11 protein-coding genes are annotated in these 13,602 nt (G+C 69.6%); 5 read left to right on the forward strand and 6 right to left on the reverse strand.

Annotation, left to right across the window (positions count from 1 at the left end; genetic code table 11):
- On the forward strand, positions 1–1,306 hold a 1,306-nt coding region (locus tag GU5_RS14110; RefSeq protein WP_010524459.1), incomplete at its 5' end, for an alanine/glycine:cation symporter family protein.
- A gap of 38 nt (positions 1,307–1,344) precedes the next feature.
- Here the strand turns inward: GU5_RS14110 and GU5_RS0104890 are convergent.
- The 4 genes from GU5_RS0104890 to GU5_RS14115 all read right to left on the reverse strand — a co-directional run bounded on the left by GU5_RS0104890 (position 1,345) and on the right by GU5_RS14115 (position 6,501).
- Positions 1,345–3,345, reverse strand: coding sequence for a glycoside hydrolase family 127 protein (locus GU5_RS0104890; protein WP_010524460.1), 2,001 nt, complete (start codon positions 3,343–3,345; stop codon positions 1,345–1,347).
- A 62-nt stretch (positions 3,346–3,407) separates the two neighbouring features.
- A complete protein-coding gene (locus GU5_RS0104895) occupies positions 3,408–4,223 on the reverse strand; it encodes a carbohydrate ABC transporter permease (protein ID WP_010524461.1) in 816 nt (271 codons plus the stop codon).
- Between the two features lie 2 nt (positions 4,224–4,225).
- On the reverse strand, positions 4,226–5,104 hold the full coding sequence (locus tag GU5_RS0104900; protein ID WP_010524462.1) for a carbohydrate ABC transporter permease: 879 nt from the start codon (positions 5,102–5,104) through the stop codon (positions 4,226–4,228).
- A gap of 143 nt (positions 5,105–5,247) precedes the next feature.
- Positions 5,248–6,501 (reverse strand): extracellular solute-binding protein, encoded by a 1,254-nt coding sequence (locus GU5_RS14115; RefSeq protein WP_083830314.1) that lies wholly within the window; start codon positions 6,499–6,501, stop codon positions 5,248–5,250.
- A gap of 213 nt (positions 6,502–6,714) precedes the next feature.
- Here GU5_RS14115 and GU5_RS0104910 point away from each other — a divergent pair, with 213 nt between their 5' ends.
- Positions 6,715–7,746: a LacI family DNA-binding transcriptional regulator gene (locus GU5_RS0104910; RefSeq protein ID WP_010524464.1), complete on the forward strand. Its 1,032-nt coding sequence runs from the start codon at positions 6,715–6,717 to the stop codon at positions 7,744–7,746.
- 277 nt (positions 7,747–8,023) lie between these two features.
- Here the strand turns inward: GU5_RS0104910 and groL are convergent, their stop codons facing one another.
- Complete coding sequence (gene groL / locus GU5_RS0104915; protein WP_010524465.1) at positions 8,024–9,622, reverse strand: chaperonin GroEL; 1,599 nt, start codon at positions 9,620–9,622, stop codon at positions 8,024–8,026.
- A gap of 74 nt (positions 9,623–9,696) precedes the next feature.
- Positions 9,697–9,993 (reverse strand): co-chaperone GroES, encoded by a 297-nt coding sequence (gene groES / locus GU5_RS0104920; RefSeq protein ID WP_010524466.1) that lies wholly within the window; start codon positions 9,991–9,993, stop codon positions 9,697–9,699.
- 456 nt (positions 9,994–10,449) lie between these two features.
- Between groES and guaB the strand changes: the two genes are divergently transcribed.
- The 3 genes from guaB to GU5_RS0104935 all read left to right on the forward strand — a co-directional run.
- Complete coding sequence (guaB, locus tag GU5_RS0104925) at positions 10,450–11,967, forward strand: IMP dehydrogenase (RefSeq protein WP_010524467.1); 1,518 nt, start codon at positions 10,450–10,452, stop codon at positions 11,965–11,967.
- A 76-nt stretch (positions 11,968–12,043) separates the two neighbouring features.
- Positions 12,044–12,796: a TenA family protein gene (locus tag GU5_RS14120; RefSeq protein ID WP_010524468.1), complete on the forward strand. Its 753-nt coding sequence runs from the start codon at positions 12,044–12,046 to the stop codon at positions 12,794–12,796.
- A 90-nt stretch (positions 12,797–12,886) separates the two neighbouring features.
- Positions 12,887–13,602 (forward strand): IMP dehydrogenase (locus GU5_RS0104935; RefSeq protein WP_010524469.1); only part of this gene is annotated, 716 nt, incomplete at its 3' end.

The raw sequence follows: 13,602 nt of genomic DNA on the forward strand, positions 1-13,602 counted from the left end.
CATCGCCGTCGGCGGTCCCGGCGCGGTGCTGTGGATGTGGGTCGTGGCGCTGCTCGGTGCCGCGACCTCGTTCATCGAGTCGACGCTGGCCCAGATCTACAAGGAGCGTGACCCGCGCACCGGCGAGTATCGCGGCGGGCCGGCCTTCTACTTCGAGCGTGCCTATCGCCACACCTGGGCGCGGATTCCGCTGAAGATCTACGCCTGGTGCTTCGCGATGGCGTCGGTCGTCGCGCTGGGCATCTTCCTGCCGGGCATCCAGACCTCGACGATGGCCACGGCGGTCACCAACGCGGTCCCGGCGATCGACGAGTGGATGGTCGGCGTCGTGCTGGCCCTGGTGCTGGGCACCATCATCATCGGCGGTGTGAAGCGGATCGCCGCCTTCACCGCCCGGGTCGTGCCGGTCATGGCGGCGTTCTACCTGCTGGTGGCCATCGTGGTGGTGCTGTTCAACGTCACCGAGATCCCGGACATGGTCCGGCTGATCGTCTCCTCGGCGTTCGGCGTGCACTCGGCCTTCGGCGGCATGCTCGGCGTGGCCATCAGCTACGGCGTCCAGCGCGGCATCTATTCCAACGAGGCCGGTCAGGGCACCGGTCCGCACGCCGCGGCGGCCACCGAAGTCTCCCACCCGGCCAAGCAGGGGCTGGTGCAGGCCTTCGCGGTCTACATCGACACGCTGATCGTCTGCTCGGCCACGGCGTTCCTGATCCTGTCGACGGGCATGTACCGCGTCTTCGGCGAGGCGGAGACGCTGGTGAGCTTCGGCGGCTACGCCGACGGGCTGGGCTTCGAGGCCGAGCCGGGCATGGACGTCGAGTACACCCAGGCCGCGCTCGACTCCTCGCTGCAGGGCGCCGGGGCGATCCTGCTGGCGGTGGCGCTGACCTTCTTCGCCTTCTCGACGGTCGTCTACTACTACTACATGGCCGAGACGAACCTGACCTATGCGATCCGCCGGGTGAAGAGCCAGACCTTCCAGCGGGCGGCGCTGGCCGCACTGCAGGTGATGGTGCTGATCGTGGTCTTCTACGGTGCGATGGGCGCCGGCGGCCAGGCCTGGTCGATCGGCGACATCGGCGTCGGGCTGATGGCCTGGCTGAACATCGTCGGCATCCTGATCCTGCAGGGGCCGGCGTTCAAGGCGCTGCGCGACTACCGGAAGCAGCTCAAGGCCGGTCGCGACCCGCAGTTCGATCCGCGCGAGGTGGGCATCCGCAACGCAGAGTTCTGGGAGCGGCGGGCCGACGGCGCCCGGCCCGGCGACCCGGACCCGCAGCGGGAGTCGACGACGACGCGCTGACACCCGCGCCGGGCGCCGGGAGCGGGGGAGCGTCCGGCTCAGGCCTCCGGGATCCAGACACGCATGGTCGACGGTCCCCGGTTGGCCCAGGCGTGATACGGGATCAGCGCGACCTCGGCCTGTTCGCCGGAGGTCGCGCCGGACCCTCCCACCCCTGCGGCCCCGTCGTCCTCGTCCGCCGTCGAGCGGTACGGCCAGGCGGCCTCCGGCAGCGGACGGGTGCGCACCGTCGCCCAGATTCGTCCATCGCGGCGCTCGGGTGCCCGGTCGGTCAGCAGCTCGGCGGCGGCGACGTCGTCCGCCAGCCCGGCCGCCGCCAGGTCCGGCGACTCCAGCGCCAGCACCAGAGGGCCCTGCTCGACGGCGACCTGGCCGCGGACCGCGTCGACGCGCGGATCCGCCCGGGTTAGCCGTGGTTCGACGGGCAGCTCGAGCGTCATCGACTCCCCGGCGCGCAGCCGCATCGGCTCGGTCATCTCCCCGGCGGGCACCGCTCGCGCCTCACCGTCGGGGCCGACCAGCCGCGCTCCGGTCGCCCAGGACGGCACACGCAGTCGCACCGGCGCTCCGTCGGCGGGTGCCTCGAGCGCGGTGACCGTCATCCGGCCGTCGTCGGGGTAGGCGGTGCGCAGCTGCAGCGAGACGGTCTCGCCGTCGTCGAGCCGGGTGCGCACGGTCGCCGGCATGAGCTGGTGCAGATGGACCTCGTGCCCGTCCTCTCCGCCGACGCCGCCCAGCAGGCTGCCCAGCGAGGCGATCGTGCGGATGAGGTTCGTCGGGCAGCAGGAGACGGCGAACCATGGGGCCCGCACGCTGGAGGCCGCCCGCGGGCTGACCTCCTCGGGCGCAGGCATGCGGCCCACAGTCCGCTGATGCAGCGGATTGGTGTAGAAGAAGCTCGCGCCGTCCTCGCCGACGGCGGCGGCGACCACGTTGTACATGGTCCGTTCGACGACGTCGGCATGCCGCGCGTCGGCATCGTGCAGCAGCAGCCGGTGACTGGTCTGCACCGCGGCGATGCCCGCGCAGGATTCGGCGTAGGCGCGGTCCGGCGGCAGCATGAAGTCCCCGCCGAAGGCCTCTCCGTCGTGCTGGGAGCCCATGGCGCCGGTCAGGTACGTCCGCCGGGCCAGAGTGGCCCCCATCTGGCGGGCGACGGCGGCGATGAGCTCGGCGTCGCCGGTGTCGACGCCGACGTCGACGGCGCCCGAGGCCAGGTACAGCGCGCGCACCGCGTGGCCGCGCAGCACCTCGGCCTCGCGGACGGGGACATCGTCCTGGAAGTATTCCGGGCCGAAGCCGATCTCGCCGAGGTAGCCGCGGCCGCGGCGCTCGACGAAGAGTCGCGCCAGCTCCAGATAGCGGGGCTCGTCCGTGGCCCGGGAGAGCTCGGCCAGGGCCGTCTCGATCTCCGGGTGGCCGCCGATCCGCGTGTCGGTCGGATCGCCGAACTCCGCGCTGACATGGTCGGCGGCGGCGACGGCGACGCGGACCAGCTGGTCCTCCCCGTGCGTGCGCAGCCGGGCGACGCCGGCCTGGATCAGGTGCCCGACGCAGTAGAGCTCATGGCCCCACTCGAGGTTCGACCAGCGCGGCGGCTGCCCGTCCCGGCCGAAGGCGGTGTGCAGGTAGCCGTCGTCCTCCTGGGCGGCGGCCACGCGAGCGGCGAGTCGGCGCAGCCGCTCGTCGAGTGCTTCGTCGCCCGTGCGGCCGATCTCCCAGGCCATTCCCTCGAGCAGCTTGTAGACCTCGGAGTCGGCGAACTCGGTGCCGCGGCGCCCGTCGGGCAGCGTCCCCGCCGCGGCGCGGTCGAAGTTCGGCGCCCAGCCCATCTCCTCGACCCAGTGCTCGGCGTGGGGGATCGTCGTCGAGCGGTTGAGCTCCTGGCGTGAGCCCCAGAACCCGCCCTCCAGGCGGACCTCGTCCACGCCCAGCGGGCGCAGCGCGCCGGTGCGCGGGACCGCCGGGGCGACGGGCGTCATCGGGCGGGTGCCGGCGACGGCCTCGGGGCGGGCGGGCTGTCGGGTTTCTGCCGTCATGGAAGGAGCTCCTCGCGGATGGTCGATGGGTGGCGTGTGAGTGGTGTGCTGGTGAGGCGGGGTCATTTCACCGCTCCGACGGTGAGGCCGTCTCGCAACAGCCGGTACGTGGCGCTGAAGATGATCAGGATGGGGATGGAAGTCAACACGGCCAGGGCCATGAGGCCGGGCCAGTCGACGCCGAACGCTGAGACCTGCTGCGAGAGCAGTGCAGAGAGCGGATACCCTCCCGGGCTCAGGAAGAAGCGCACGGCGTAGAGGAACTCGCCCCAGGCGAGCAGAAACGTGATCGATCCGACCGTGAGCATTCCGTTGCGGGCGATCGGCAGAACGATCGACCAGAACGTGCGCAGCATCCCCGCACCGTCGAGGGCCCCCGACTCCTCCAGTGACATCGGGACGGAACGGAAGAACGGACGCAGCAGCAGAGTGGCGAAGGGCGTCAGCAGTGCGGCGTCGGCGATGATGACACCGAGCAGGCTGTCCAGCAGTCCCCAATTCCCGAACAGGCCGAACAACGGGATGACCTGGGACGTCTGCGGCATCATCTGCAGCACGATCAGTCCGACGAGTCCCAGCGTCACCGACCAGTGGCGGGTCCGTGCGAGGGCGTAGGCTGCCGGCACGCCGATGGCGAGAACGAGAGCAGTGGCGCCGGTGGCGATCAGCACGGACTGCTTCAGAGACTCCAACAGCGCTGCGTCGAGTGACTGCGTGTACGCGCGGGTCGTGGGGGAGAAGACCAGCGACTTGGAAGGGGCGAAGACGTCGGAGGACTGCTTGAACGACGTCAGAACGATCCAGAAGAGCGGGAGACCGTAGAGCAGGGTGAGGCCGAGTTTCATCGCGGTGGCGACGGGGCCGGCGCGCAGGTTCAAGGTCAGGCCTCCTCACGTCGGATGGTGCGGGCGTAGATGGCGGCCAGGACGAACACCCCGATCACCGCCAGGAAGGACGTGGCCGAGCCGAGTCCGTAGTCGTACTGTTGGAAGGCCTGCAGGTAACCCAAGAAGGGGAGGGTCGCTGTGGAGGTCCCGGGGCCGCCGGACGTCATCACGTAGATGAAGTCGAAGCTGCGGAAGCCGTAGACCACGGTCAGCACCAGCAGCACCGCCGCCGTCGGGCGGGTCGCCGGGATCATGATGTGGCGGATCTCCTGCCGTTTCGAGGCGCCGTCGATCGCGGCGGCCTCGAAGGTGTCGGGGCTGATGGCCATCAGCGCCGCACGGAAGACGAGGGCGTTGAACGGGACGACGGCGATCGCTCCGACGCTCGCCACCGAGACCAGCGCCCAGGTCGGGTCGTACAGGAACGGCACCGGGCCCGGAGCTCCGGCGGTTGCCAGCACGGTGTTGATCAGGCCGTCGTCCGCCAGGAGGAACTTCCAGACCGAGCCGTTGACGACCGGCGGAAGTGCCCAGACGAAGACCATCACCGCCAGCAGGATGCCCGACCATCTGCCGCGCGTGCGCAGCGCGACGGCGGCGGCGAACCCCAGGACCATTCCTCCGAGCGTGACCACCGCTACGACGACCAGTGTCCGCAGCACCGCCACGGCACTTTCCCCGTCGGTGAAACCGCGCACGAAGTTGTGCAGGCCCACGAAATCCCACGTGGCGGCGTTCAGCGTGGATTGGGTGACGTCATGCAGGCTCATCCAGACGAGCTGCACGAGCGGGAAGACCCCGAAGATCGCCATGAAGACCGCGCCGGGAAGGAGGAATGCCAGATAGCGTCGGCTGTTGTGCCAGCCGAACACGGTGGCCGAACCAGAGGGGCGTCGTCTCCTGCGATCAGAACGCGACGACTGCGCCGGCGTGTCAGAACGTCCTCCGCGGCCGTTCGCGTCCCCCGCCGCGGGGCGAGACGTCGCCGCGCCGCGATGTGTGGTGGTGCCTATCGTCATTCCAGCAGCCCCTCGAGGGTCGAGAAGGCATCAGAAGCGGCGGTCTCCGGGTCCTTCTGTCCGCCGATGGTCGCGCTCCACGCCTGGGCGACAGCGAGCTGCACATCGGCGACCGATTCCGCGGGGATCTCTTCAGAGGGATACGCCGCACCGTACTCGTCGACGGTCTCGCTGAACGGTGCCAGGATCTCGTCGGACGTCACTGCGTCGTCGGTGGCGGCGTCACGACGAGCGGGAAGGTACCCGACGGTCTCGAGCGCAGAGAGCGAGCCGTCCGTCGACAGGTGGGTGGACGTCAGATACTCCCAGGCGAGCTCCGGATCGTCGGCGTTGGAGCCGATGCCGATTCCTTCGCCGCCGAGGTAGACGCCGCCTGTGTCGCCGAGCGGCAACGGCACGACACCGTAGTCGAAGTCGGCATCCTCCGCGACGGATCCGCGCTGCCAATTGCCGTTGACGGCGAAGGCCTGGTCGCCGGCGGTGAACTCGTCGAACGGCACCGTCTGGTCCCAGCTGGCCGCCTCCTGAGACAGCCAACCTTCGGAGACCCAGCTCTCGACTCGAGTCAGCGCCTCGGCGAGCGCCGACTCCTCCGAAGAGTCGTAGTCGAAGCCGGCTTCCGAGAGGAACGGGTAGGCCTGCCACTCGCCCTGAGTGTTGGGCAGACCGGTGAGAGTGACCCCGCCGTATCCCGCGTCGACCGCGGCGGCCATGGCATCTTCGAGCTCCTCCATGGTGGTCGGCGGCTGGACGCCGATCTCCTCGAGAATGTCAGCGTTGTACCAGAGTCCGAGCAGATTGACGTATCCCTGCACCGAGTACAGCTCCTCGTCGACGGTGTGCAGGATCGACTCGGGGAACTGGTCGGCGTCCTCATAGGACGACCACTGCTCGTCGATCGGAGCGAGGGCTCCTCCCAGCGCGATCGATGCGGTCTCGGCCCCGTTGAAGATCGCGACATCGGGGCCCTCGCCCGATCCCGCCCCTGAGAGGAGCTTCGAGTTCATCTGGTCGTAGGGCACGAAGACGTTCTCCACGCTGGCGCCGTCGTGAGCGTTCTCGAACGACTCCTTGTAGTCCTCGAGGACCTGTACTTGGCGGTCCTCGGTGAAGTAATGCCAGACCGTCACCGTCTCGTCGCCCTGATCAGAACCGGCGTCTGGCCCTCCTCCGGTGCAGGCGCTGAGGCCCAGCAGCGCTGAGGCCGAGAGTGCTGCGATAGGTGTGCGGATCATCGTGGAGCTTCTCATCCGTGCCTCCTCGTCGAGTGTGCGACGGCCCAGCGGGGAAGGTGTGGTTCCCGACGCCTCTGTGGAACGTTTCGGTGCCGGACCTGTCGCTCTCTGTCCGAAATCTCGCGAAATCGGTTTCTAAGAACGTAGCAGTGACCTGAATCACGTGCAAGAGTGGGTTTGTAGGCTCTGTCGCCTATCCTGGAGGGAAGCCGTGCTCAGGAGGGGCTCATGCCGAGGAACGGAGTCGAGAAACTCCGAAAGAAGGTCACCTTGCGTGACGTCGCCACAGTGGCTGAGGTGTCGATGAGCACCGCATCGAAGGCGCTCAACGATCGTCCCGGTGAGGTGAGCGCGTCGACGAGGGATCATGTGCGCGACGTCGCCGAACGTCTCGGGTTCACTCCGAATGCCATCGCCCGCGCGATGCTGTCGGGGCGGACCGGGACGGTCGGCCTGCTGACCGACGATCTGGAGGGGCGTTTCAGCCTGCCCATCCTCATGGGCGCCGAGGATGCGTTCGGGGCCGGCCAGACCTCGGTGCTGCTCTGTGACGCGCGTGGTGATGCCATCCGCGAGCAGCATCACGTGCGTGCCTTGATGGGGAGGAACGTGGACGGTCTCATCGTCGTGGGATCCCGACCCGACCCTCGTCCTTCGTGGGCAGGGCGCGTGTCGGTCCCGGTCGTCCACGCCTATGCACCGTCCCAGGATGCGGCGGATCTGTCAGTGGTGACGGACAATCGTCGAGCAGGTGAGCTCGCCGCCGAGCATCTCCTGTCGGTGGGTCGGCGGCGCATCGCCCACATCAGTGGCGACCAGACTTACATGGCTGCGCAGGGGCGTGCTGAAGGAGTGCGTGCAGTCCTCGAGGCGGAAGGGCTGGAGCTGGTGGCGCCGCCGCAGTTCGGAGCATGGACCGAGCGGTGGGGGAGGGCGGCGACTCAGACGCTGCTGGCCGAACGTCCGGACGTGGACGCGATCGTGGGCGGCAGCGATCAGATCTCGCGGGGGATCCTGGATGCCTTGCACGACGAGGGGCGACGCGTGCCCGTCGATGTGGCGCTGGTCAGCTTCGACAATTGGAAGCCGCTCATCGTCGATGCTCCCACGCCGCTGACGAGTGTGGACCTCGGGTTCACCTCGATCGGGCGCAGGGCTGCCGAGATGCTGTCGTCGGTCCTCGACGGGCGGCCGCCTGAAGAGTCTGTCGAGTATGTGCAGCCGCGTCTCGTAGTCCGCGAATCCAGCGCCGGGAGCTGAGGTCGTCGCGGTTCTCGTGGCGACGGTGTGATCGGTGTCGAGTGGTCACGTGTGACGGGCTCTCGCCGTCTTCGGTGCCATCTCGGGGCGAAGGAATCGTCAGAGGTGACCACTCGGCGCATGAGTTGAGCCCCGGCGGCGGGGCGGCCCCGCTCCGAGGCGAGCCGAGCCTGGCGGCGGCCGGGTGGGAGCCTCTCGGCACCAGAAGGGGCCCGGGAGCAGCAGCTCCCGGGCCCCGTGCTGTGCCGGTCGACCGGCAGGATTCAGCGGATGAGGATCAGCCCTCGTCCTCCTGGTCCTTCTTGTCGACGATCAGCGTCTCGGTGGTCAGCACCAGCGCCGCGATGGAGGCGGCGTTCTGCAGCGCCGAACGGGTCACCTTGACCGGGTCGATGACGCCGGCCGCGATGAGGTCGCCGTACTCGCCGGTCTTGGCGTTGAAGCCGTGGTTCGGCTCCAGGTCCGCCACCTTGGAGGCGACGACGAAGCCGTCCTCGCCGGCGTTCTGCGCGATCCAGCGCAGCGGCTGGACCAGCGCCCGGCGGACGATGCCCACCGCCGCGGCGGCGTCGTCGGACAGCGCCTGGACCGTCGGGTCCTCGTCCAGGGCGGACAGCGCGTTGATCAGCGCGGTGCCGCCGCCGGCGACGATGCCCTCCTCGAGCGCGGCACGCGTGGAGGACACGGCGTCCTCGATGCGGTGCTTGCGCTCCTTGAGCTCCACCTCGGTGGCCGCGCCGACCTTGATGACGCCGATGCCGCCGGCCAGCTTGGCCAGTCGCTCCTGCAGCTTCTCGCGGTCCCACTCGGAGTCGGTCGCGTCGGCCTGGGCCTTGATGGTCGCCGCCCGGGCCTGGACGTCCTCCGCGGAGCCGGCGCCGTCGACGATCGTGGTGGAGTCCTTGGTGACCGTGACGCGGCGGGCGGTGCCCAGCGCGTCGAGGTCGACCTGGTCCAGCTTCAGGCCCAGCTCCGAGGAGATGACCTGACCGCCGGTGAGCACCGCGATGTCCTCGAGCATGGCCTTGCGGCGGTCGCCGAAGCCGGGGGCCTTGACGGCCGCGACGTTCAGCGTGCCCTTGAGCTTGTTCACCACCAGAGTCGACAGGGCCTCGCCCTCGACGTCCTCGGCGATGATGAACAGCGGCTTCTTGGTCTGCATGACCTTCTCCAACACGGGCAGGAACTCCTGCACGTTGGAGATCTTGCCCTGGTGGATCAGGATGTAGGCGTCCTCGAGGACCGCCTCCTGCCGCTCGCCGTCGGTGACGAAGTGCGGGGAGAGGTAACCCTTGTCGAACTGCATGCCCTCGGTGATGTCGAGCTCGGTCGACGTCGTCGAGGACTCCTCGATGGTGATGACGCCCTCGGTGCCGACCGCGTCGAACGCGCGGGCCAGCAGCTCGCCGACCTCGTCGTCCTGCGCGGAGATCGCGCCGACGTAGGAGACCTCCTGCTGGCCGGAGACCTCGCGGGCGTTGGTGCGCAGGCGCTCGGTGACCGCCTCGACGGCGACCTCGATGCCGCGCTTGATCTCGCTCGGGGCCGCACCGGCGGCCACGTTGCGCAGGCCCTCCTTGACCAGCGCCTGGGCCAGCACCGTCGCAGTGGTGGTGCCGTCGCCGGCGACGTCGTTGGTCTTGGTGGCGACCTCCTTGGCGAGCTGGGCGCCGAGGTTCTCGTAGGAGTCCTCGACCTCGATTTCGCGGGCGATGGTCACGCCGTCGTTGGTGATGGTCGGAGCGCCCCAGGACTTGTCGAGGACGACGTTGCGGCCCTTGGGGCCCAGCGTCACCTTGACGGTGTCGGCGAGCTTGTCGATGCCGGCCTCGAGTGCCTTCCGGGCGGCATCGTCGAACTCAAGCTGCTTTGCCATGTGCTTGCTGCTCCTTACAGAGAGTCAGAACAGAATCGATGTTCGGGTGTCGAGAGAGCTCGGGGAGCCCGAGATCACTTCTCGACGACGGCCAGGACGTCGCGGGAGTTCAGCACGAGGAACTCGTCGCCGCCGGTCTTGACCTCGGTGCCGCCGAACTTCGAGTAGATGACGACGTCGCCCTCGTTGACGTCGACGGGCACACGGTTGCCCTTGTCGTCGACGCGGCCCGGGCCGACGGCCACGACCTGGCCCTCCTGGGGCTTCTCCTGGGCGGTGTCCGGGATCACCAGGCCGGAAGCGGTGGTCTGCTCAGCTTCCAGGGGGCGGACAACAATGCGATCCTCGAGGGGCTTGATGGAGACTGACACGTCAGTACTCTCCTTTGCGTGAAGTCGATCTCGGTTGCGGTCAGGCCCTGCACGCCCGGGTGACGCCGGGATGCGACGGGCTCGGAGGTGTGTTGCGCGCCTTGGGAGTGACCAACCGTCGTCGCGGTGCCGGATGGCGCCCCTTCAGGCTCGTCGCTCCGAGTGACGGCCCGGTGCGACGGGCACCCCGCGGTGGTGGGTGCCACGGTAGACTTTAGGACGGCTTTAGCACTCGGTCAAGCAGAGTGCTAAAGCCGTCGACCGCGGGCGAAGGCCGCTCCTCGTGCTGGTCCGTGCCGGGGCGGGTGATTCGGCGCCGAGCTCCGGGCAGGGTTCGCGGGGTGTCCTGTGGGACGTCGCGCGGGCGTGAGACCGGCACAGTGTGCGGCGGGCGTCCCCGCGGCAGTAGAATCGGGGTCGGCCCGGATCCCGCCAGACTCCCTCTGAGAGGCACCAGTGACTGAGACTTCCGCTGACTCCCACGACCCCTTCGCCCTCGTGGGGCTGACCTACGACGACGTCCTCCTGCTCCCCGGCGAGACCGACGTCATCCCCTCGGAGGCCGACACCGCCACGCGGCTCTCCCGCGGCATCGACATCAGTGCTCCGGTGGTCTCGGCGGCGATGGACACCGTCACCGAGGCGCCGATGGCCATCGCGATGGCCCGCCAGGGCGGCATCGGGATCCTGCACCGCAACCTCTCCATCGAGGATCAGGTCCGGCAGGTCGACAAGGTCAAGCGCTCCGAGTCGGGGATGATCTCCGACCCGGTGACCATCACCCCGGACGCGACGCTGAAGGACCTCGACGACCTCTGCGCCCACTACCGCGTCTCCGGACTTCCGGTGGTCGACGCGGAGAAGACGCTGCTGGGCATCATCACCAACCGCGACATCCGCTTCGTCCCGGCCGAGGATTACCTGACCACGAAGGTCTACGAGAAGATGACCGCCCAGCCGCTGATCACCGCGCGCGACGGCATCGCCTCCGAGGAGGTCATCCGGCTCTTCTCCGAGCACCGCGTGGAGAAGCTGCCGCTGGTCGACGACGCCGGCCGGCTGACCGGGCTGATCACCGTCAAGGACTTCGACAAGGCCGACAAGTATCCGCAGGCCACCAAGGATGCCGAGGGCCGGCTGCGCGTCGGTGCGGCCGTGGGCTTCTTCGGCGAAGGATTCGACCGCGCGATGAGCCTGGTCGAGGCCGGAGTGGACACGCTGGTCGTGGACACCGCCAACGGCCACACCCGCGGCGTGCTGGACATGATCGCCAAGCTCAAGGCCGAGCCCGCCGCCGCCGAGGTCGACGTCATCGGCGGCCAGGCCGCCACGCGTCGCGGGGCGCAGGCGCTGGTCGACGCCGGTGCGGACGCCATCAAGGTCGGCGTCGGACCGGGTTCGATCTGCACCACCCGCGTGGTCGCCGGCGTCGGGGTCCCGCAGATCACCGCGATCCACGAGTCGGCCAAGGCGGCCCGCCCGGCCGGGGTGCCGCTGATCGCCGACGGCGGGCTGCAGCACCCCGGCGACATCGGCAAGGCGCTGGTCGCCGGCGCCGACTCGGTGATGCTCGGTTCGCTGCTGGCCGGCGCCGCGGAGTCCCCGGGCGACCTGGTCTTCTCCAACGGCAAGCAGTTCAAGGCCTACCGCGGGATGGGGTCGATGGGCGCGATGCAGACCCGCGGGAAGAACACCTCCTACTCCAAGGACCGCTACTTCCAGGCCGACGTGCCCGAGGACGAGGAGCTCATCCCCGAGGGCGTCGAGGGGCGCGTGCCCTACCGCGGCCCGCTCTCGGCGGTGCTGCACCAGCTGGTCGGCGGCCTGCGTCAGACGATGTTCTACGTCGGCGCGCACACCGTCGACGAGCTCAAGGCCCACGGCAGCTTCGTGCGGATCACCCCCGCCGGACTCAAGGAGTCCCACCCGCACGACATCTCCATGACCGTCGAGGCGCCGAACTACCAGCGCTGAGTCCGTCGTCGGCGCGCTCGCAGCGGTGCGCGCCGCCGACGAGGCAGATACGCGCAGGAGGAGAGGAGAGGCCGTGATGGCCGCATCCGAGCAGGCGCCCGCGCCGGCGTCGTACGTGGACGCGCCCGCCCTGTCGGTGGGCGGGCACTGCCGCACCGTCTGGCGGGACGCGCGCGAGGCGCTCGTCGACATCGCGGGCCTCGACTTCCTCGCCGAGCTGGCCGACGGCACCCTGCCGACGCCGACCTTCGTGCACTACATCCAGCAGGATGCGGCGTATCTGGCCGGCTACGGCCGGGCGATGACGCTGCTGGCCGCCGGCGCCCGGGACCGCGACCAGATGCGCTTCTGGGCGCGGGCGACGTCGGACACCATCGCCGAGGAGCAGGCCATGCAGGCCCAGCTGATGGAGTCGCGTCAGTTCGCGTCGATCGCCGCGGAGCTGACCGGCGACGACGGCGCGGTCGTGCCTTCGCCGACGACGCTGGGCTACACCTCCTGGCTGGTGGCCACCGCCGCCGTCGACGAGCACGCAGTGGCCGTCGCCGCCGTGCTGCCCTGTTTCTGGGTCTACGCCGAGGTCGGCCGGCACCTGGTGGAGACCATCGGCGAGGCCATGACTGAGCATCCCTACCGGCGCTGGGTGGAGACCTACTCCGACCCGGAGTACGACGCCGCCGTCGAGGAGGCCTGCGGCATCTTCGAGTCGCTCTACGAGGAGGCCGACGAGCCGCTGCGGGCGCGGATGCGGGCGGCCTTCCGCCGCGGATGCGCCTACGAGCACCACTTCTGGGACGCCGCCCATCGGCGGGAGGACTGGAGCCGCTGAGGCGACGCGCGCCGTCGCCGGCGGGCCCGTCGCGGGCCCGCGACCAGACCACGATGCCGCCCGTCCGGGTCGGCGAGGAGGAGCAGAGACGTGACCAACGAGATCCCGATCGGCCTGGCGAAGTCGGGCGTCCGCGGCTGGGCGCTGGACGACGTCGCCGTGGTGCCCAACCGCCGCACGCGCAGCCCCCAGGAGGTGAGCCTCGACTGGCAGATCGACGCCTATGACTTCGACATGCCGGTGATCGGGGCGCCGATGGACTCGGTGATGTCGCCGGCCACCGCCATCGCGCTGGGCCGACTCGGCGGCCTGGGCGTGCTGAACCTCGAGGGCCTGTGGACCCGCTACGAGGACCCGGAGCCGGTGCTGGCCGAGATCGCCGAGCTGGAGGCCCAGGAGGTCTCGCCGGCGAACACCGAGCGGCTGCAGCGGCTCTACTCCGAGCCGATCAAGGCCGAGCTGATCACCGCCCGACTGGCCGAGATCCGCGAGGCCGGCGTCGTGGTCTCCGGCTCGCTGACCCCCCAGCGGACCCAGGAGTTCTACCAGACCGTCGTCGAGGCCGGCGTGGACATGTTCGTCATCCGCGGCACCACGGTCTCGGCCGAGCACGTCTCGCAGAACGGCGACCCGCTGAACCTCAAGGAGTTCATCTACGAGCTCGACGTGCCGGTGATCGTCGGCGGCGCGGCCGGCTACACCCCGGCGCTGCACCTGATGCGCACCGGGGCGGCCGGCGTGCTGGTCGGCTTCGGCGGGGGATCGTCGACGACGACCCGCCGGGCGATGGGCATCCGTGTGCCGAT

Source organism: Nesterenkonia sp. F, from assembly GCF_000220985.1.
Classification (GTDB): Bacteria; Actinomycetota; Actinomycetes; order Actinomycetales; family Micrococcaceae; genus Nesterenkonia.